The sequence below is a fragment of the Bradyrhizobium sp. sBnM-33 genome, from assembly GCF_032917945.1.
In the GTDB taxonomy this organism is placed as follows: Bacteria; Pseudomonadota; Alphaproteobacteria; order Rhizobiales; family Xanthobacteraceae; genus Bradyrhizobium.
In genome coordinates this window covers 2,920,762-2,936,713 of sequence record NZ_CP136624.1, presented here as the reverse complement: position 1 = coordinate 2,936,713, position 15,952 = coordinate 2,920,762, and the positions used below count along the sequence as shown (strand labels likewise).

At 62.8% G+C, this 15,952-nt stretch carries 8 protein-coding genes; 6 read left to right on the top strand and 2 right to left on the bottom strand.

Annotation, left to right across the window (positions count from 1 at the left end):
• Positions 1-285: 285 nt before the first annotated feature.
• From treS to treY, 5 genes are read left to right on the top strand one after another with little or no spacing between them, the layout of a single operon-like run.
• The gene (treS, locus tag RX328_RS13510) at positions 286-3,576 is read left to right on the top strand and encodes a maltose alpha-D-glucosyltransferase (protein WP_409410842.1); all 3,291 of its coding nucleotides are present in this window, start codon (positions 286-288) and stop codon (positions 3,574-3,576) included.
• Positions 3,573-5,720 carry a 1,4-alpha-glucan branching protein GlgB gene (glgB, locus tag RX328_RS13505; protein ID WP_213252874.1) on the top strand — a complete coding sequence of 716 codons (2,148 nt, stop codon included), beginning with the start codon at positions 3,573-3,575 and terminating at the stop codon, positions 5,718-5,720. The genes treS and glgB overlap by 4 nt, the downstream gene beginning before the upstream one ends.
• Before the next feature lie 3 nt (positions 5,721-5,723).
• Entirely contained in the window at positions 5,724-7,799 is a 2,076-nt protein-coding gene (gene glgX, locus RX328_RS13500) for a glycogen debranching protein GlgX (RefSeq protein ID WP_213252875.1), read from the top strand.
• A complete protein-coding gene (gene treZ, locus RX328_RS13495) occupies positions 7,796-9,547 on the top strand; it encodes a malto-oligosyltrehalose trehalohydrolase (RefSeq protein ID WP_213252876.1) in 1,752 nt (583 codons plus the stop codon). The genes glgX and treZ overlap by 4 nt, the downstream gene beginning before the upstream one ends.
• Positions 9,548-9,551: 4 nt before the next feature.
• Positions 9,552-12,341 carry a malto-oligosyltrehalose synthase gene (gene treY / locus RX328_RS13490; RefSeq protein ID WP_213252877.1) on the top strand — a complete coding sequence of 930 codons (2,790 nt, stop codon included), beginning with the start codon at positions 9,552-9,554 and terminating at the stop codon, positions 12,339-12,341.
• Between the two features lie 4 nt (positions 12,342-12,345).
• Here the strand turns inward: treY and RX328_RS13485 are convergent, their stop codons facing one another.
• The gene (locus RX328_RS13485) at positions 12,346-12,657 is read right to left on the bottom strand and encodes a polyhydroxyalkanoic acid system family protein (RefSeq protein WP_213252878.1); all 312 of its coding nucleotides are present in this window, start codon (positions 12,655-12,657) and stop codon (positions 12,346-12,348) included.
• Between the two features lie 165 nt (positions 12,658-12,822).
• On the opposite strand from RX328_RS13485, the gene RX328_RS13480 reads away from it, so the two are divergent.
• A complete protein-coding gene (locus tag RX328_RS13480) occupies positions 12,823-12,987 on the top strand; it encodes a DUF3309 family protein (protein ID WP_065727178.1) in 165 nt (54 codons plus the stop codon).
• A gap of 231 nt (positions 12,988-13,218) precedes the next feature.
• Here the strand turns inward: RX328_RS13480 and ligD are convergent, their stop codons facing one another.
• Positions 13,219-15,885 carry a DNA ligase D gene (gene ligD, locus RX328_RS13475; RefSeq protein WP_213252879.1) on the bottom strand — a complete coding sequence of 889 codons (2,667 nt, stop codon included), beginning with the start codon at positions 15,883-15,885 and terminating at the stop codon, positions 13,219-13,221.
• Between the last annotated feature and the right edge of the window lie 67 nt (positions 15,886-15,952).

The window sequence follows — 15,952 nt, the reverse complement described above, 5'->3', positions numbered from 1 at the left end:
TTTGCACGCAAACATCAAACCGATGTCGCGAAATTGTCTAATTAGGGGAAGGAGATAGACGGTGTGTAACGCTCAGGCCCGCCAACGGTTCCGCTGGAACCAAAGCGAGCCGAGCGGCTTTCTATCTATGTCCGGAACGTCCCCTTTCTGCAAACGAAACGGGGACGTCATTTCCATGGCAATGGCATCACCGTGAACAAAAAAGCGCAAACCGCCGAGAGCTCCAACGCCGGCGTCTCCCTCACTATCGACGGTGCCTATCCGCTGAATCCGGATAGCAGCCTTGTGGTCGAAGCAAAAGAGGTGCCCGTCGCCGACGCCGTTACCGACGAGCTCTGGTACAAGGACGCGATCATTTATCAGTTGCACGTCAAGGCCTTCGCCGACAGCAACAATGACGGCATCGGCGACTTTGCCGGGCTGACCGAGAAACTGGGTTACCTGCAGGACCTCGGCGTCACCACGCTGTGGCTATTGCCGTTCTACCCCTCGCCCGGCCGCGACGACGGCTACGACATCGCCGATTACGGCGACATCAATCCCGATTTCGGGACGATGAAGGATTTCAAGCGCTTTATCCAGGAAGCCAAGAAGCGCGGCCTGCGGGTGATCACCGAACTCGTCATCAACCACACGTCCGACCAGCACGACTGGTTCAAGCGCGCCCGCCGCTCGGACCCGAAGTCAAGCGCCCGCAACTGGTATGTCTGGAGTGATACCGACCAGAAATATTTGGGCACCCGGATCATCTTCACCGATACCGAGAAGTCGAACTGGACCTGGGACCCGGAAGCCGGCCAGTTCTACTGGCACCGCTTCTTCTCGCACCAACCGGATCTCAATTTCGACAATCCGCGCGTGGTGAGCGCGCTGGTACAGGTGATGAAGCGGTGGCTCGACACCGGGGTCGACGGCTTCCGGCTCGACGCCATTCCCTATCTCTGCGAGCGCGACGGCACCAACAACGAGAACCTGCCGGAGACGCATGCCATCATCAAGCGGCTGCGCAGTGAGCTCGATGCCTACGCAAAAGGCAAGGTGCTGCTGGCCGAGGCCAATCAATGGCCGGAGGACGTACAGGAATATTTCGGCCGTGGCGACGAATGCCACATGGCTTATCACTTTCCGCTAATGCCGCGCATCTACATGGCAATCGCGCAGGAAGACCGTTTTCCGATCACCGACATCCTGCGCCAGACGCCGGATATTCCAAGCAATTGCCAGTGGGCGCTGTTCCTGCGCAACCATGATGAACTGACGCTGGAAATGGTCACCGACGTCGAGCGCGATTACCTGTGGTCGACCTACGCCAACGATCCCCGCGCCCGCATCAATGTCGGTATCCGGCGGCGGCTGGCGCCGCTTATGGATAATGACCGGCGCAAGATCGAGCTGATGAATTCGCTGTTGTTCTCGTTCCCGGGCACACCGATCATCTACTACGGCGACGAGATCGGCATGGGCGACAACATCTATCTCGGCGACCGCAACGGCGTCCGCACACCGATGCAGTGGACGCCGGATCGCAATGGCGGCTTCTCCCGAGCCGACCCCGCGCGGCTCTACGCGCCGACCATCATGGACCCGGTCTATGGCTATGAGTCCGTCAACGTCGAGGCGCAGTCGCGCAGCCTCTCCTCGCTGCTCTCTGCCACCAAGCGGCTGATTGCGGTCCGCAAATCCACGCTCGCCTTCGGCCGCGGCAGCATGACATTCATCCGCCCGGAAAACCGCTCGGTGCTGTGCTACGTGCGCCAGTACGGGGACGAGGTCATTCTGTGCGTCGCCAACCTGTCGCGATCGGCTCAGGCGACCGAACTGGATCTCTCCGCCTTCAAGGACCGCATCCCGCTGGAAATGCTCGGCCGCACACGCTTCCCGGCGATCGGCGAGCTACCTTATATGATCACGCTGTCGCCTTACGGCTTCTACTGGTTCGAACTGCAGGAGCGCGACAAGTCGGCGCCGGTGCCGCAGCGGGCAGTGCCCGAGTTCGAAACGCTGGTGGTGCCGTTGAACGCGACCTGGGTATCGCTGGCGCGCGAGCGCGGCGTGTTCGAGCGCGACGTGCTTCCGGGACATCTGGCGCGCAGCCGCTGGTATCCGGAACGCTCGGCCAAGGCGATCCATCCGAAACTGACGTCGGCGATTCCGTTCTGCGACATCGGCGACAACCGGCCGTGGCTCGCCTTTTTCGAAGCGACGCAGCGCGTCACCACGCGCTACGTGCTGCCGATGCAGATCGAATGGGTGCGCTTCGACCGCGAGCGCTACAACCCGAAGGCGCTGGCCGCGGTTCGGCAAGGAGCGCGCGAAGGAACCCTGCTCGACGTTGCCACCGAGCAGATCTTCATCGCGCTATTTTTGCGCAATCTGCAGCAATCGCTGACGGTCGACGAGAGCGAACAGGGGTTGCGGCTCGAATTCCGCCCGACCAGCCGCTTCGGCGACAAGCCGATCCGGCAGCCCGAGCACATTCGCATCATTGAATCCGAACTGCCGCGCAGCACCGCGCTGGTGGACAATGACTATGTCGTCAAGATCTACCGGACGGTTCAGGCCGGTCCCAATCCCGAAATCGAGATGGGACGCTTCCTGACCGACATCGCCAACTTTCCCAATGCGCCGGCGCTGCTCGGCAGCGCCGAGTTGGTCGAGGGCAACGAGAAGAGCGCGATCGGCGTCGTTCACGCCTTCGTCGCCAATCAAGGCGACCTCTGGACCGTGAGTGCGGCCTATCTCGATCGCTTCGTCGAGGAGCAGAGGCTGCTCGCAGCGAGCATCCATCCCGGCGAGCGCGAGGAAGAGATCCCTTATCTGCGCTACATCTCGCAGGCCGGACGGCGCGTGGCCGAGCTGCATGTTGCGCTCGCCAGCAACGGCGAGCTTGCCGAATTCGCGCCGGAGCCGACCAGCCGCGACGACGTGCAGCGCTGGGTCGACGATCTGATGCTCAGCGCCGGGCGCGTCTTCGATGCGCTTCGGCAGCGGCGAGATACCCTCAAGGAAGCCGACCGAGCGTTGGCCGACCAGGTGCTGGCGTTGCAGCCGGTCCTGCCGGATTGGCTGGAAACGCTGTTGCTGCGTGAGGCCGACGCCGCCAACATTCGCGGCCATGGCGACCTCGATCTCAGCCAGTTGCTGATCGTCAAGGACGACATCTTCATCGTCGACTTCGAAGGCGCGCCGCGGCGCAGTATTGCTGAACGCCGGCGCAAGATGCCTGCAGCACGCGACATCGCAAGCCTGATCCGCTCGATCGACTATTCGGCAACCGCAGCCCTTGAGCGCGCGCTCAAAGTAGCCCACGATGACCACGGCAAGCTCGGCGCGGCGCTTGGCGAATGGCGGGACCGGACGACAGCTGCATTTCTCGCCGCCTATCGCGAAGCGATGACCGACCAACGGCTGTGGCCGGCCGATCCGACGACGGCAGACGGCTTGCTGACCTTCTTCCTGCTCGAGAAGGCCTTGAACGAGATCGAACACGAACTGTCATTCCGGCCGGAATGGCTGCGCGTGCCACTGAGCGGAATTATCAGAATGTTGTCACAACCGTCCTTCGAGGCCTCATGACCAAGCTATCCGCAGAGGCCTACGCCATCATCGAAGGCAAGCATTCGGATCCGTTTCGATATCTCGGCTTGCACAGCGAAGGCGGACACAGCGTGGTGCGCGCTTTTATCCCCGAAGCGTCCAACGTGGAGGCGATCTGCGAGCAAGGCGAGACGGCGCCGCTTGAACGCATTCACGATGCCGGGCTGTTTGAAGGCGCGCTGCCGAACGGATCGAAGCGCTACCAGCTCCGCGCCCGCTTCGGCGAGAACGTCGTCGATCTTGACGATCCCTACCGCTTTCCGCCCGTGCTCAGCGACTTCGACCTCTATCTCCTGGGAGAAGGCACTCACCGGCGGATCTACGACAAGCTCGGCGCGCATCCGATGACACTCGACGGCGTCGACGGCGTGGCATTCGTGGTGCTCGCGCCGAACGCCAAGGCGGTCAACGTGGTTGGCGATTTCAATTTCTGGAATGAGCGGCGGCATCCGATGCGGGTGCGCGGCGTCGGCTATTGGGAACTGTTCGTGCCCCATGCCCGCGCCGGCGACCGATACAAGTTCGATATTACGGGCTCCGACGGACGGCATCTGCCGCTGAAATCCGATCCGGTCGCCTTTGGGGCGGAAGTCCGGCCTTCGACGGCTTCGATCGTCGTCGATGAAAGCCGAATTCCGAAGCCGCGGCCCGCGCCGGCCGGCATCAACGCGATCGAGGCGCCGATCTCGATCTACGAGGTCCATCTCGGCTCCTGGCGGCGCAAGAACGGCAATGAATGGCTGAGCTATCGCGACCTCGCCGAACAGCTTCCGGCCTATGCGAAGGATATGGGCTTCACCCATCTCGAGTTTCTGCCCGTCAGCGAACATCCGTTCGACGGCTCCTGGGGCTATCAGCCGACCGGCCTGTACGCGCCGACCAGCCGGTTCGGCGCGCCGGAAGATTTTTCCGCCCTCGTCGATGCCTGTCATCGCGAAGGGCTCGGCGTGTGGCTCGACTGGGTGCCCGGACATTTTCCCGACGATCCGCATGGGCTCGGCTATTTCGACGGCACCGCGCTTTACGAGCACGCTCACCCGATGCAGGGCCGCCACCTCGACTGGGGCACGCTGATCTACAATTACGGCCGCACCGAAGTGGTCAATTTCCTGGTCTCCAACGCGCTGTTCTGGCTCGATCGCTACGGCATCGATGGCCTGCGCGTCGATGCCGTCGCCTCGATGCTCTACCTCGACTACAGCCGGCCCGCCGGCGAGTGGATCCCCAACCGGCATGGCGGGAGGGAAAACCTCGAAGCCATCGAGTTCCTGCGCCGCTTCAACATCGAAGTGTTCGGGCATTTTCCGGAAGCGACCACGGCCGCGGAGGAATCCACCGCATGGCCGCAGGTCTCGCGGCCGATCGAATATGGCGGGCTCGGCTTCGGCTTCAAATGGAACATGGGCTGGATGCACGACACGCTGAAATATATCGGCAAGGATCCGATATACCGGAAGCACCATCACGGCGACGTGCTGTTCGGCCTGCATTACGCATTCTCGGAGAATTTCATTTTGCCGCTGTCGCATGACGAAGTCGTGCACGGCAAGCGATCGATCCTCGGCCGCATGCCGGGCGACGAGTGGCAGCGCTTTGCGAACCTGCGTGCTTATTACAGCTTCATGTTCGGCCATCCCGGCAAGAAGCTCCTGTTCATGGGCTGCGAGTTCGGCCAGGAGCGCGAATGGAACCACGATCATTCGCTCGACTGGCATCTCTTGGCGCAGCCCCGCCATAGCGGCATCCAGAACCTGATCCGCGACCTCAACCGGCTCTATCGCAGCGTGCCGGCGCTGCACCAGATGGATTGCAACCAAGCGGGATTTGAATGGGTCATCACCCACGATTCCGGCGGCAACGTCTTTGCCTGGCTGCGCAAGGGTTTCGATGCACGCGCGCGCTGCCTCGTGGTCGTGAACTTCTCGCCGAACGTCTATCACAATTACCGCGTCCGGGTGCCGTTCGCCGGGACGTGGAAGGAAGCGCTCAATTCCGACTCTGCGCTTTATGGCGGCAGCAATGTCGGCAACGTCGGCGAAGTCCATACCCTGGAAGGCAACATCCCCGAACTCAGCCTCACCATTCCGCCTCTGGCTGCGATCTTTCTCGTACCGGAAGGCTGACGTATGCGACTGTCCGCGGGAAGCCCCGCCCGCCTCGGAGCAAGCTGGGACGGCAGGGGCACCAACTTTGCGCTGTTCTCGGCCAATGCGGAGAAGGTCGAGCTTTGCCTGTTCGACGGCCAGGGCCGCCGCGAACTCGAGCGGATCGAGCTGCCCGAGCGCAATGAGGATGTTTGGCACGGCTATCTCAACGACGTCTCGCCCGGACAGCTCTACGGCTACCGCGTCCACGGCCCCTACGCGCCGGAGCGCGGACACCGCTTCAACGCCAACAAGCTGTTGCTCGATCCCTATGCCAAGCGGCTCGCCGGCCGGCTGGTGTGGAGCGACGCGCATTTCGGCTACCGGACGGGGAGCGCGCGCGAGGATCTTTCGTTCGATCGCCGCGACAATGCGCGCGGCATGCCGAAGGCGGTCGTGGTCGACGAGAGCTTCAACTGGGGCCGCCGCGAGATACGGCCGAACATCGCCTGGGAAGACACCATCATCTACGAGGCCCACGTCAAGGGCCTGACGCAGAGGCGCGACGACGTGGCGCCGGGCTGGCGCGGCACCTATGGCGGGCTGTGCTCGCCGGCGATGATCGATCATCTCAAGCGGCTCGGCGTCACCACCATCGAACTATTGCCGATCCACGGCCTGATCGACGACCGGGTGCTGGTGGAACGGAAGCTTGCGAACTATTGGGGCTACAACACGCTGGCGTTCTTCGCGCCGGAGCCGCGCTATGCGCAGGACAACGCGCTCGACGCGTTCCGCACCACGGTGGCGCGGCTGCACGACGCCGGCATCGAGGTGATGCTCGACGTGGTCTACAACCACACCGCCGAAGGCAATCATCTCGGCCCGACGCTGTGTTTCCGCGGCATCGATAACGCGTCCTATTACTGGCTCAACAAGGAGCATCCGCGCTACTATGACGACTTCACCGGCTGCGGCAGCTCGGTCAACCTCACCCATCCGCGCGTGCTGCAGATGGTGATGGATTCGCTGCGCTACTGGGTCGAGGTCTGTCACGTCGACGGCTTCCGTTTCGACCTCGCCACCACGCTGGCGCGCGGGCCAAACGGTTTTGACCGCAATTCCGCGTTCCTCACGGCCGTGCGGCAAGACCCGGTGCTGGCAACTGTAAAACTCGTCGCCGAGCCGTGGGACCTCGGCTTGGGTGGCTATCAGGTCGGCGCGTTTCCCTCGCAATGGTCAGAATGGAATGACCGTTATCGCAGCGCGTTGCGGCGTTACTGGAGCGGCGAAGGCAGCCTGATCGGCGAGGTCTCGCGCCGCATGACCGCCTCATCCGACCTGTTCCGCCATGACAACCGCGCAACGCGCGCCAGCATCAACCACATCACCGTCCATGACGGTTTCACGCTGGCCGACCTGTTCAGCTACAACGAGAAGCACAACGAGGCGAACGGCGAGGACAATCGCGACGGCTCCAACGACGATCACAGCAACAATTGCGGCCATGAGGGCCCGACCACCGACCCCGCGATCGTGGGGCTGCGCCGGCAGCTCCGCAAGAACCAGCTCGCCTGCCTGTTCCTCGCGCAGGGGACGCCCTTGATGCTGGCCGGCGATGAGGTCGGCAATTCGCAGAACGGTAACAACAACGCCTATTGCCAGGACAATGAAATCGGCTGGGTCAACTGGGAAAATCTCGGCAAGCCAGGCGACGACCTAATCGATTTCGTCGGCCACATGACCGCGCTACGCCGGCGCTTCCCGCAACTCCGCTCCCAGCGCTGGCTTTCGGGACGGCGCAAGGATGGCTCGTTTGGCGTGCTGTGGCTGACGCCCGCGGCCGAGGAGATGCAGGAAGCCGACTGGAATTTTCCGGAAGGACGTTTCCTCGCCTATGTGCTTGGGCCTTTGGAACCAGGTCAACCGCCGATCTTTATCGTCCTGAATGCCGCGCCCGAAGAGATCGGTTTCAAAATGCCCGAGATGCCCGAGTACAAGAACTGGCAGCAGGTGCTGAACACGACCGCAGCCGTGCAGAACTTCGTTGAATTCGCTTCCGGTGCAGAGACCAGCGCGCCGCCGCGGTCGGTGCTTGCCTTTGCGGGCGCGGCATGAATGACCGGCAATTCGGCCCGCATCTGACAAACTACGGCACGCGGTTTCGGCTGTGGGCGCCGGCGGCGACACGCGTCGAGGTGATGCTGGAGCAACCTCACGCGATGAGGCGCGGCGGGGACGGCTGGTTCACGGCCGATATTGCCGGCGTCAAGGCCGGCGCACGCTACAAATTCCGCGTCGATGACGAACTCGATGTCCCCGATCCAGCTTCTCTGTTTCAGCCCGAGGACGTTTTCGGCCCGAGCGAAGTTATCGACCATGAATCCTATCCGTGGCGGGCCGCAAGCTGGCGCGGGCGGCCGTGGCAGCAGGCCGTCATCGTCGAGGCCCATGTCGGCGCCTTCACTCGGGACGGCACCTATCGCGCGATGATCAACCGGCTCGATCATCTCGTCGAGACCGGTATTACTGCATTGGAATTGATGCCGCTGGCGGATTTCGCCGGCTCCCGCAACTGGGGCTATGACGGCGTCTTGTGGTACGCACCCGACAGCGCCTATGGCCGTCCCGAAGATCTCAAGGAGCTGATCGACGAGGCGCATCTGCGCGGGCTGATGGTGATACTCGACGTGGTCTACAACCATTTCGGCCCCGAGGGCAATTATATCGGCCGCTACGCACCCTCCTTCTTCACCAAAGCCCAGACGCCCTGGGGCAGCGCGATCGACTATCGCGTGAAAGAGGTCCGCGCCTTTGCGATCGAGAACGCGCTCTCCTGGCTGCGCGACTATCGCTTCGACGGACTGCGGCTCGATGCCGTCAACTCGATCGTTGAACCGGGTGGGCTGTCGCTGCTGCACGACATCAGCGCCGCTGCCGGCCGGCTGGCCGCGGAAACCGGCCGGCACATTCACCTCGTGCTGGAGAACGGCGACAACCGCGCCAGCATTCTGGACCCCATCCAGGACCCACCGCACGGCAAATACCGCGCGCAATGGAACGACGACTATCATCACGCCTGGCGCGTGCTGATGACTCGCGAAAAGCAGGGCTATTATGGCGACTACCAGCGCTCGCCGATATCGGATATCGCCCGCTCGCTGTCATCAGGTTTCGTCTACCAAGGCGAGCCATCTGCTTTTCGCGGCGTCAGGCGTGGCGAGCCGAGCGGCCATCTCGCGCCGACCGCGTTCATCAACTTCCTGCAGAACCACGACCAGATCGGCAATCGTGCGCTGGGCGATCGGCTCGAAGGCAATGCCGATGCGCGAATGATCGAGGCGGCGCTTCAGGTCCTGCTGATCGCGCCTCACATCCCCATGCTGTTCATGGGGGAGGAATGGGGCTCGACGGTCCCCTTCCCGTTCTTCTGCGATTTCGGCGGCGAACTCGCCGACGCGGTTCGGAAGGGCCGCCGCATCGAATTGGCCTGGGCCTATGCGGAATATGGTGATGAAGTCCCCGATGCGCTTGCCGCTTCGACCCGCGATTCCGCCGTACTCGATTGGAATGGCCGCGACGCTCCGGCGGGGCGGGAGCGCCTGACGATGGTACGAAAACTATTGCAGGTCCGGCGGCAAGAGATTGTGCCGCGGCTGGCCGGCGCAGCTTTTGGGACAGCAGACGCGGAAAGCAGCGGGTTGCTGACAGCCGATTGGCGCATGGGCGATGGCACCGCGCTTCGCCTCACCGCCAACCTGTCGGAAGCGGCTGTCAGCCACGGCGAAACTGCAGGAACCCTGATCTGGGGTAGCGAGTTGGGCAATAGCGTCCCGCCATGGTCGGTGCACTGGCGCATCGGATAGGAAAATGCCCCCGGCGATCCCGATCGCGACCTACCGCCTGCAATTGTCGGCGGATTTCGATTTCGACGCCGCCGCTGCCGTGGTGCCCTACCTGAAGGCGCTCGGCATCACCCATCTCTATGCATCGCCCTTCATGCGCGCCCGCAAGGGCAGCGCACACGGCTACGACGTCACCGACCACGCCCAGTTCAATCCGGAGCTCGGCGGCGAAGCCGGCTTCGAGCGGCTCAGCGCAGCCTTGCAGCAACACGATCTCGGGCTGATCCTGGATTTTGTGCCCAACCATGTCGGCGTGCATTGCGACGATAATCCATGGTGGGTTGACGTGCTGGAATGGGGTCCCGCCTCGCCGCACGCGGCTTCGTTCGACATCGACTGGGAACAATTGCCGTATCGCGCCCGCGGCGGGGTGCTGCTGCCGATCATCGGCTCGTCCTACGGTCAGGCGCTGGAAAGCGGCGAGATCGAATTACGCTATGACGCCGGCGAAGGCAGTTTTTCGGCCTGGTACTTTGAGCATCGGCTGCCGATCGCGCCGGAACGTTATGGCGAAATTCTGCGGATGATCGTCAAGGAAGCGGGCGCGGAGGACAGCACGCCCGGCAAGGGCATGCTTGCGCTGGCCTCCCGCTATCAGGGGCCGCGACGTCCCAACCGCAAGGAAGCGCCCGCCTTCAAGGCCGAACTGAAAGGCATCGCGGGAGCTGCCGAGATCATCGCGCGCGGCCTTGCGGCCTATCGCGCCGGGGCGGATCGCGCCGCTGCAACGCAGGCGCTGCATCATCTGCTCGAACGCCAGCACTACAAGCTCGGGCATTGGCGGCTCGCTTCCAGCGACATCAACTACCGGCGCTTCTTCGACATCAATACGCTGGCGGGCCTGCGCGTCGAGGACGCCGCCACATTCGAAGCGATCCACCGTCTGGTCAAACGGCTGATCGCGGAGGAAAAGCTGCAAGGCCTGCGGCTCGACCACATCGACGGCCTGCGCGATCCCGTCCAGTATTTCCAGCGCCTGCGCCGGTTGATCCGCGATGGCTTTGGCGGGCGGAGCAACCCCTTCTACGTGGTGGTCGAGAAAATTCTTGGCGAGCACGAAAAGCTGCCGCCGTTCGCCGGCGTTCACGGCACCACCGGCTATGAGTGGCTGAACGCGATCACCCATGTGCTGATCGAGGGAAGCGGCCTGGAGCCGCTCGACGAGATTTGGCGGCAAATCAGCAACCAGTCGCCGAAACTCGAACCGATCCTGCGAGATGCAAAACGTCGCGTGCTGGAAACGCTGCTGACCAGCGAATTCACGGTCTTGACGCGCCTCCTGGCACGGATTGCCAGCGGGCATTATTCAACCCGCGACTATTCCGCCGACAGCCTGCGGCAGGCGCTCGAACTCTACGTGCTGCACTTTCCGGTGTACCGCACCTACCTGACAGCGTCGGGCCCGTCTGCGCATGATCGCCAGTTGATATCAGGAACGATCGAACGGGCGCGCGCCGACTGGTTTGCCGCCGATGACGGCATCTTTGATTTCCTGCGCGACACGCTGACGATGGACCTGATCAAGCCCGGACGCACGCGCCACAGTGCGCCGCGGGTGCGCCGGTTTGCACTGAAGGTGCAGCAGTTCACCGGACCGATGATGGCAAAGTCGCTGGAGGACACGACGTTCTACCGCTACCATCGCCTGCTTGCGCTGAACGAGGTCGGCGGCGATCCTGCGGCCAGGGCGTTATCGGTTGATGGCTTTCACGGGATGATGGAGGCGCGCGCCGGGGAATGGCCGCATGGCATGACGGCGACTGCAACGCATGACACCAAGCGCGGCGAGGATGCCCGCGCTCGAATTCTGGCGCTATCGGAAATTCCGGGTGAATGGACCAGCACGGTAGCCCGATGGAAGCTGCTCAACGCGCCGCATCTGCTCGTCGATGGCGATCTTCGCGCGCCGTCGGCACCGTTCGAATACATGCTGTATCAGGCGCTTGCGGGGGCATGGCAGCCGGACGACGCATCGTTTGTGGACCGGATGCAGGAATATGCCCTGAAGGCTGCGCGCGAGGGCAAACAGGAAACGAGTTGGCTCAATCCGCACGCGACCTACGAGGCGGGCGTCAAGAGCTTCATCGCGAAGATTCTCGATCCGGCAGTGTCCGGCGAATTCCTGAATTCCCTGCAGACGCTGGCGCAGCGGCTCTCGTTGCTGGGCGCCCTGAACTCGCTCAGCCAGATCACGCTGAAGACGACGATACCGGGCGTGCCGGACTTCTATCAGGGCACGGAACTTTGGGATTTTTCGCTGGTCGATCCCGACAACCGGCGGCCGGTCGACTTTGCCGAACGCGGTGGCCGGCTGGACGCGGTGGAGAATCCGGATTGGGATCGGCTGGTCGAGAAATGGCCGAGCGGTCACCTGAAGCTGGCCTGGACACGGCATCTGCTTGAGCTTCGGACCGAGCTCGCCGATACGTTCACAAGCGGTGATTACGAGCCATTGGAAGTAAGCGGGCCGCATCGCGACCACTTCATCGCGTTCGCTCGGCGGCAGGGTCGCGACGCGGCGGTCGTCGTGGTCACACGATGGTTCGCGCCGTTTACCGACAGCGGCAGACACTGGCCTGGTCCGGAGAACTACGACGCCGCTCTGAACGTCGGCGATTATGCGGCGGAAGGTTTTGCCGACGCCGATGCCGCGCAATTGCGTCTGTCAGATCTGCTGACGCATCTCCCGGTCGCGGTGCTGAAAGCCAGGTTCAATGGCGCGGCAAAGCCGGCACAAAGGCGCCGTCGCGGCTGATGCGTCAGTTTTTCTTGGTCAGCAGCAACTGGCCGCGACTGCGAATCGCAGCCTGGGCCGCTTCGGCAAAGCGCTGCAACAGCCATGGCAGCACCACTTCCACCTGCACATGATCGTCGGCAACGTCGACATGGCCTGCTGCGCCTTGCCCAAGCGCGCGCACGCGGAAGATCATGCGGTTGTCTTCCCAGCGCTCCTCGTCGACGGTCAGCATCGGCACGCTGGAAGCGGCGCGTGAAAGTCCCGTCTTGAGGCGGCGCATCGCCTCCTCGCGGCCCAGACTATGCGGGATGGAAACCACGAGCGGTTTGGTCATCGCTGAAAAATCCTCCTTGATCTAACTGCATGTAATTGTCCGCGGTTCGAAAGTAAGGACCCCACGCATTATCGCAACGCAGAACGGAACTTAGATGATTCACGGTTGTTGTTCCCAGTGAAGGGCAGACGTGCAGAATGCCCCGTTCGGGCTGAGGAGAGGTTCATGTCCATCGGCACCATCATCCTGATCATTCTCATCATCGCCCTGCTTGGCGGCTTTAGCGGCATCGGTGGCGGCCCGTTCTATGGCACCGGATACTACGGCGGTGGCGGACTAGGCCTCGTAATCGTGATCCTGTTGATCCTGCTGCTGCTCGGGAAGATCTAGGCAACGGCGCAGAATCGGTAGGTGGGCAAAGGCGCGAAAGCGCCGTGCCCACCTTTCTCGTTATATGGAATGGTGGGCACGCTTCGCTCTGCCCACCCTACGAAAACCACAAAAGGCGTCATCGCGGATCCAGTATTCCAGAGACGTTCGCGGTCAATCGAGAAGCCGCGGCGTACTGGATGCCCCGCCTTCGCGGGGCATGACAGTTTTGGTCTAGTCAGGACAGCGTGACTACATCGCCGCCAGCTTCTTGATCGCCGGCTTGATCGACGCTGCCGCGTCATCGTAGCCGTCCCACGCCTTCGTCTTCGCCAGCAGTGACGGCACGGTGCGGATCGTATACTTCTTCGGATCGAGATCGGCGCGCACCTGCGTCCAGGTCAACGGCATCGACACGGTAGCACCCTCTCGCGCACGGGGCGATAAGGCAGCGACCGCCGTCGACATCCGATCGTTGCGAAGATAATCAAGGAAGATCTTTCCCTTGCGCAGCTTCTTCGACATGTTGAGCAGGTAGCGCTCGGGATCATCGTTCGCCATCCATTGGCAGATACCTTGCGCGAACGCCTTCGCCTCTTTCCACGAAACCTTCTCCCTTGCGCCATAAAGCAGCGGCGTCACCACGTGCAGCCCCTTACCGCCGGTGGTCTTGCAGAAGCTTTCGAGACCAACAGCGGTCAATCGCTGGCGCATGTCTTTTGCCGCCTCGATGACGTCGGCGAATTCAACATTGGGCGCGGGATCGAGATCGAACACCAGACGTCCCGGAGTGTCGTAAGCGTCCGGCGCACAATTCCAGGGATGCAATTCGAGGCCGCCGATCTGCGCCACCGCAGCCAATCCCTCAATCCGGTCTATCTGCAGATAGGGCTTGCGGTCGCCCGAAACCTTGGCCAGCTCGAACAGATTGGACGCGCCCTGCATAGCGTGGCGTTGAAAGAATTTCTCGCCATGGATGCCGTCGGGCGCGCGAACGATCGAGCATGGACGGCCCTTGAGGTGGCCGATCATCCATTCGCCGACAGCCTCGAAATATTGCGCGAGGTCGAGCTTTGTAACGCCCTCGCCGTCGCCGGCGTCGGGCCACAGCTCCTTGTCCGGCTTTGAGATCACCACGCCCATGACCTCGCCGGTCTTGTTCGTTGTTGCGGGCGTTGCCCGCACCGTCGCACCCTTGCCCTTGCCGGGCTTCGGCTGTGCGACGCCTGCCTTGGACGGTGTTTCCGCCTCCACCTCCTCGGCCGGCTTGTCCTGCCGCAGGCCCTTGAACGCGGCCTGCCGGATATTTCCGTCCGCGGTGAACCCTGCGAATTCGATCTCGGCGACCAGTTCGGGTTTCAGCCAGTGCACGTCGCGGGTTTTCTTCGGCGCGTTCTTGCCGCCGAACGGGTTCTTGTCGGAGGCTGCGGCCTTCAGGGCCGGCATGATGCGGCGGACCGTGTCTTGTCCGAAGCCGGTGCCGACCATGCCAACGAACGCCAGATGATCGCCGCGATAGACGCCGGCCATCAGCGAACGGAATTTGCCGTTGGTGGTCTTCCAGCCGCCCAGCACCACCTCATGGCCGGCCCGGCATTTCGCCTTGGTCCAGCTCTCGGTGCGGCCGGAACGATAGGGCGCATCGAGCCTCTTGGAGACGATCCCTTCCAGTTCGAGCTTGCAGGCCGACTGCAGCACGGCATCGCCGCCGCTTTCGAAATGCTCGACATAGCGGATCTGCTTGGCCTTGCCCTTTTGCGTTTCCAGCAATTTCTTCAGCCGCGCCTTGCGTTCGCCGAGTGGGAGCTTGCGAAAATCTTCCCCATTGGCGAACAGCAGGTCGAACGCATAGAAGATCAGGCTCTCGCTGTCGCCGTCCGACAGCGCCGCCTGCAAGGTGGAGAAGTTCGGCGCGCCGTTATGATCGAGGGCTACGATCTCGCCGTCGATCAGCACGTCGGGAAGCGATGTCGCTTCCTCGGCGATCGCCTTGAACTTATCGGTCCAGTCGAGGCCTTTTCGGGTGTAGAGCACCGCATCGCCGTCCTCGACCCGCAATTGCACGCGGTAGCCGTCGAACTTGATCTCGTGACACCAGCCCTCGCCGCCGGGCGGCCTCTCGACCACCGTGCAAAGCTGCGGCGCAACGAAATCGGGCATCGCCGCGACTTTCTTCGGCTTGACCGACGGGGCCGGGGCGCGCGTCTTGATCTCCGGCGCGGCCCGCAAGGCGGCGGTCTTCCGCAAGGTCCGCGCTTCGGCGGCATCGCCGCGGTTGGATTGCCAGACCGCGTCGGCCTTTGTCTGCGTGGCCAGCATGAATGGCTTTGGCGCCTTGCCCTTGCCTTGCGCGATCTGGTCCATCGTTCGTCCCGACGCGACCGAACGGTCTTTGTCGAGAATGTCGTTATCCTCGCCTTCCTTGGCGAATTCGTCACGGTGCTTGATCAGGAGCCAGTTGGTACGCTTGCCGCCGTAGCGGTCGCCCCGCATTCGCACCAGCACCCAGCTTCCATGCAGCTTGTCGCCATGCAGGGTGAATTTCAGGTCGCCCTTCTTGAAGCCGCGATCGGGATCATCGGACTCCCAATAGCCCCGGTCCCACAGCATCACCGTGCCGCCGCCGTATTGGTCTTCCGGAATAGTGCCTTCGAAATCGCCGTAGTCGAGCGGGTGGTCCTCGACCTCGACCGCGAGCCGCTTGTCGTGGGGGTCGAGTGACGGCCCCTTGGTGACGGCCCAGGATTTAAACACACCGTCGAACTCGAGCCGGAGATCGTAATGCAGCCGGCTTGCATCGTGCTTCTGAATCACGAAGCGCCGCTCGCGGGCGGGCGCGACCTCGACGTCGCCGGAGGGCTCCGCCGTTTTGCCGAAATCGCGCTTCTTGCGGTACGTGCTGAGTTTCTTCAACGCCACGGCCACACCTCAATCAAAACCGCCCCGCGGCAACACCCGGAACGAAAACCCATACTAGCCGTTGAAG

Bases quoted from the DNA above. Each gene is read 5' to 3' on its own strand.
- glgB (WP_213252874.1), top strand. From the start codon at position 3,573: ATGACCAAGCTATCCGCAGAGGCCTACGCCATCATCGAAGGCAAGCAT.
- glgX (WP_213252875.1), top strand. From the start codon at position 5,724: ATGCGACTGTCCGCGGGAAGCCCCGCCCGCCTCGGAGCAAGCTGGGAC.
- treZ (WP_213252876.1), top strand. From the start codon at position 7,796: ATGAATGACCGGCAATTCGGCCCGCATCTGACAAACTACGGCACGCGG.
- treY (WP_213252877.1), top strand. From the start codon at position 9,552: ATGCCCCCGGCGATCCCGATCGCGACCTACCGCCTGCAATTGTCGGCG.
- RX328_RS13485 (WP_213252878.1), bottom strand. From the start codon at position 12,657: ATGACCAAACCGCTCGTGGTTTCCATCCCGCATAGTCTGGGCCGCGAG.
- RX328_RS13480 (WP_065727178.1), top strand. From the start codon at position 12,823: ATGTCCATCGGCACCATCATCCTGATCATTCTCATCATCGCCCTGCTT.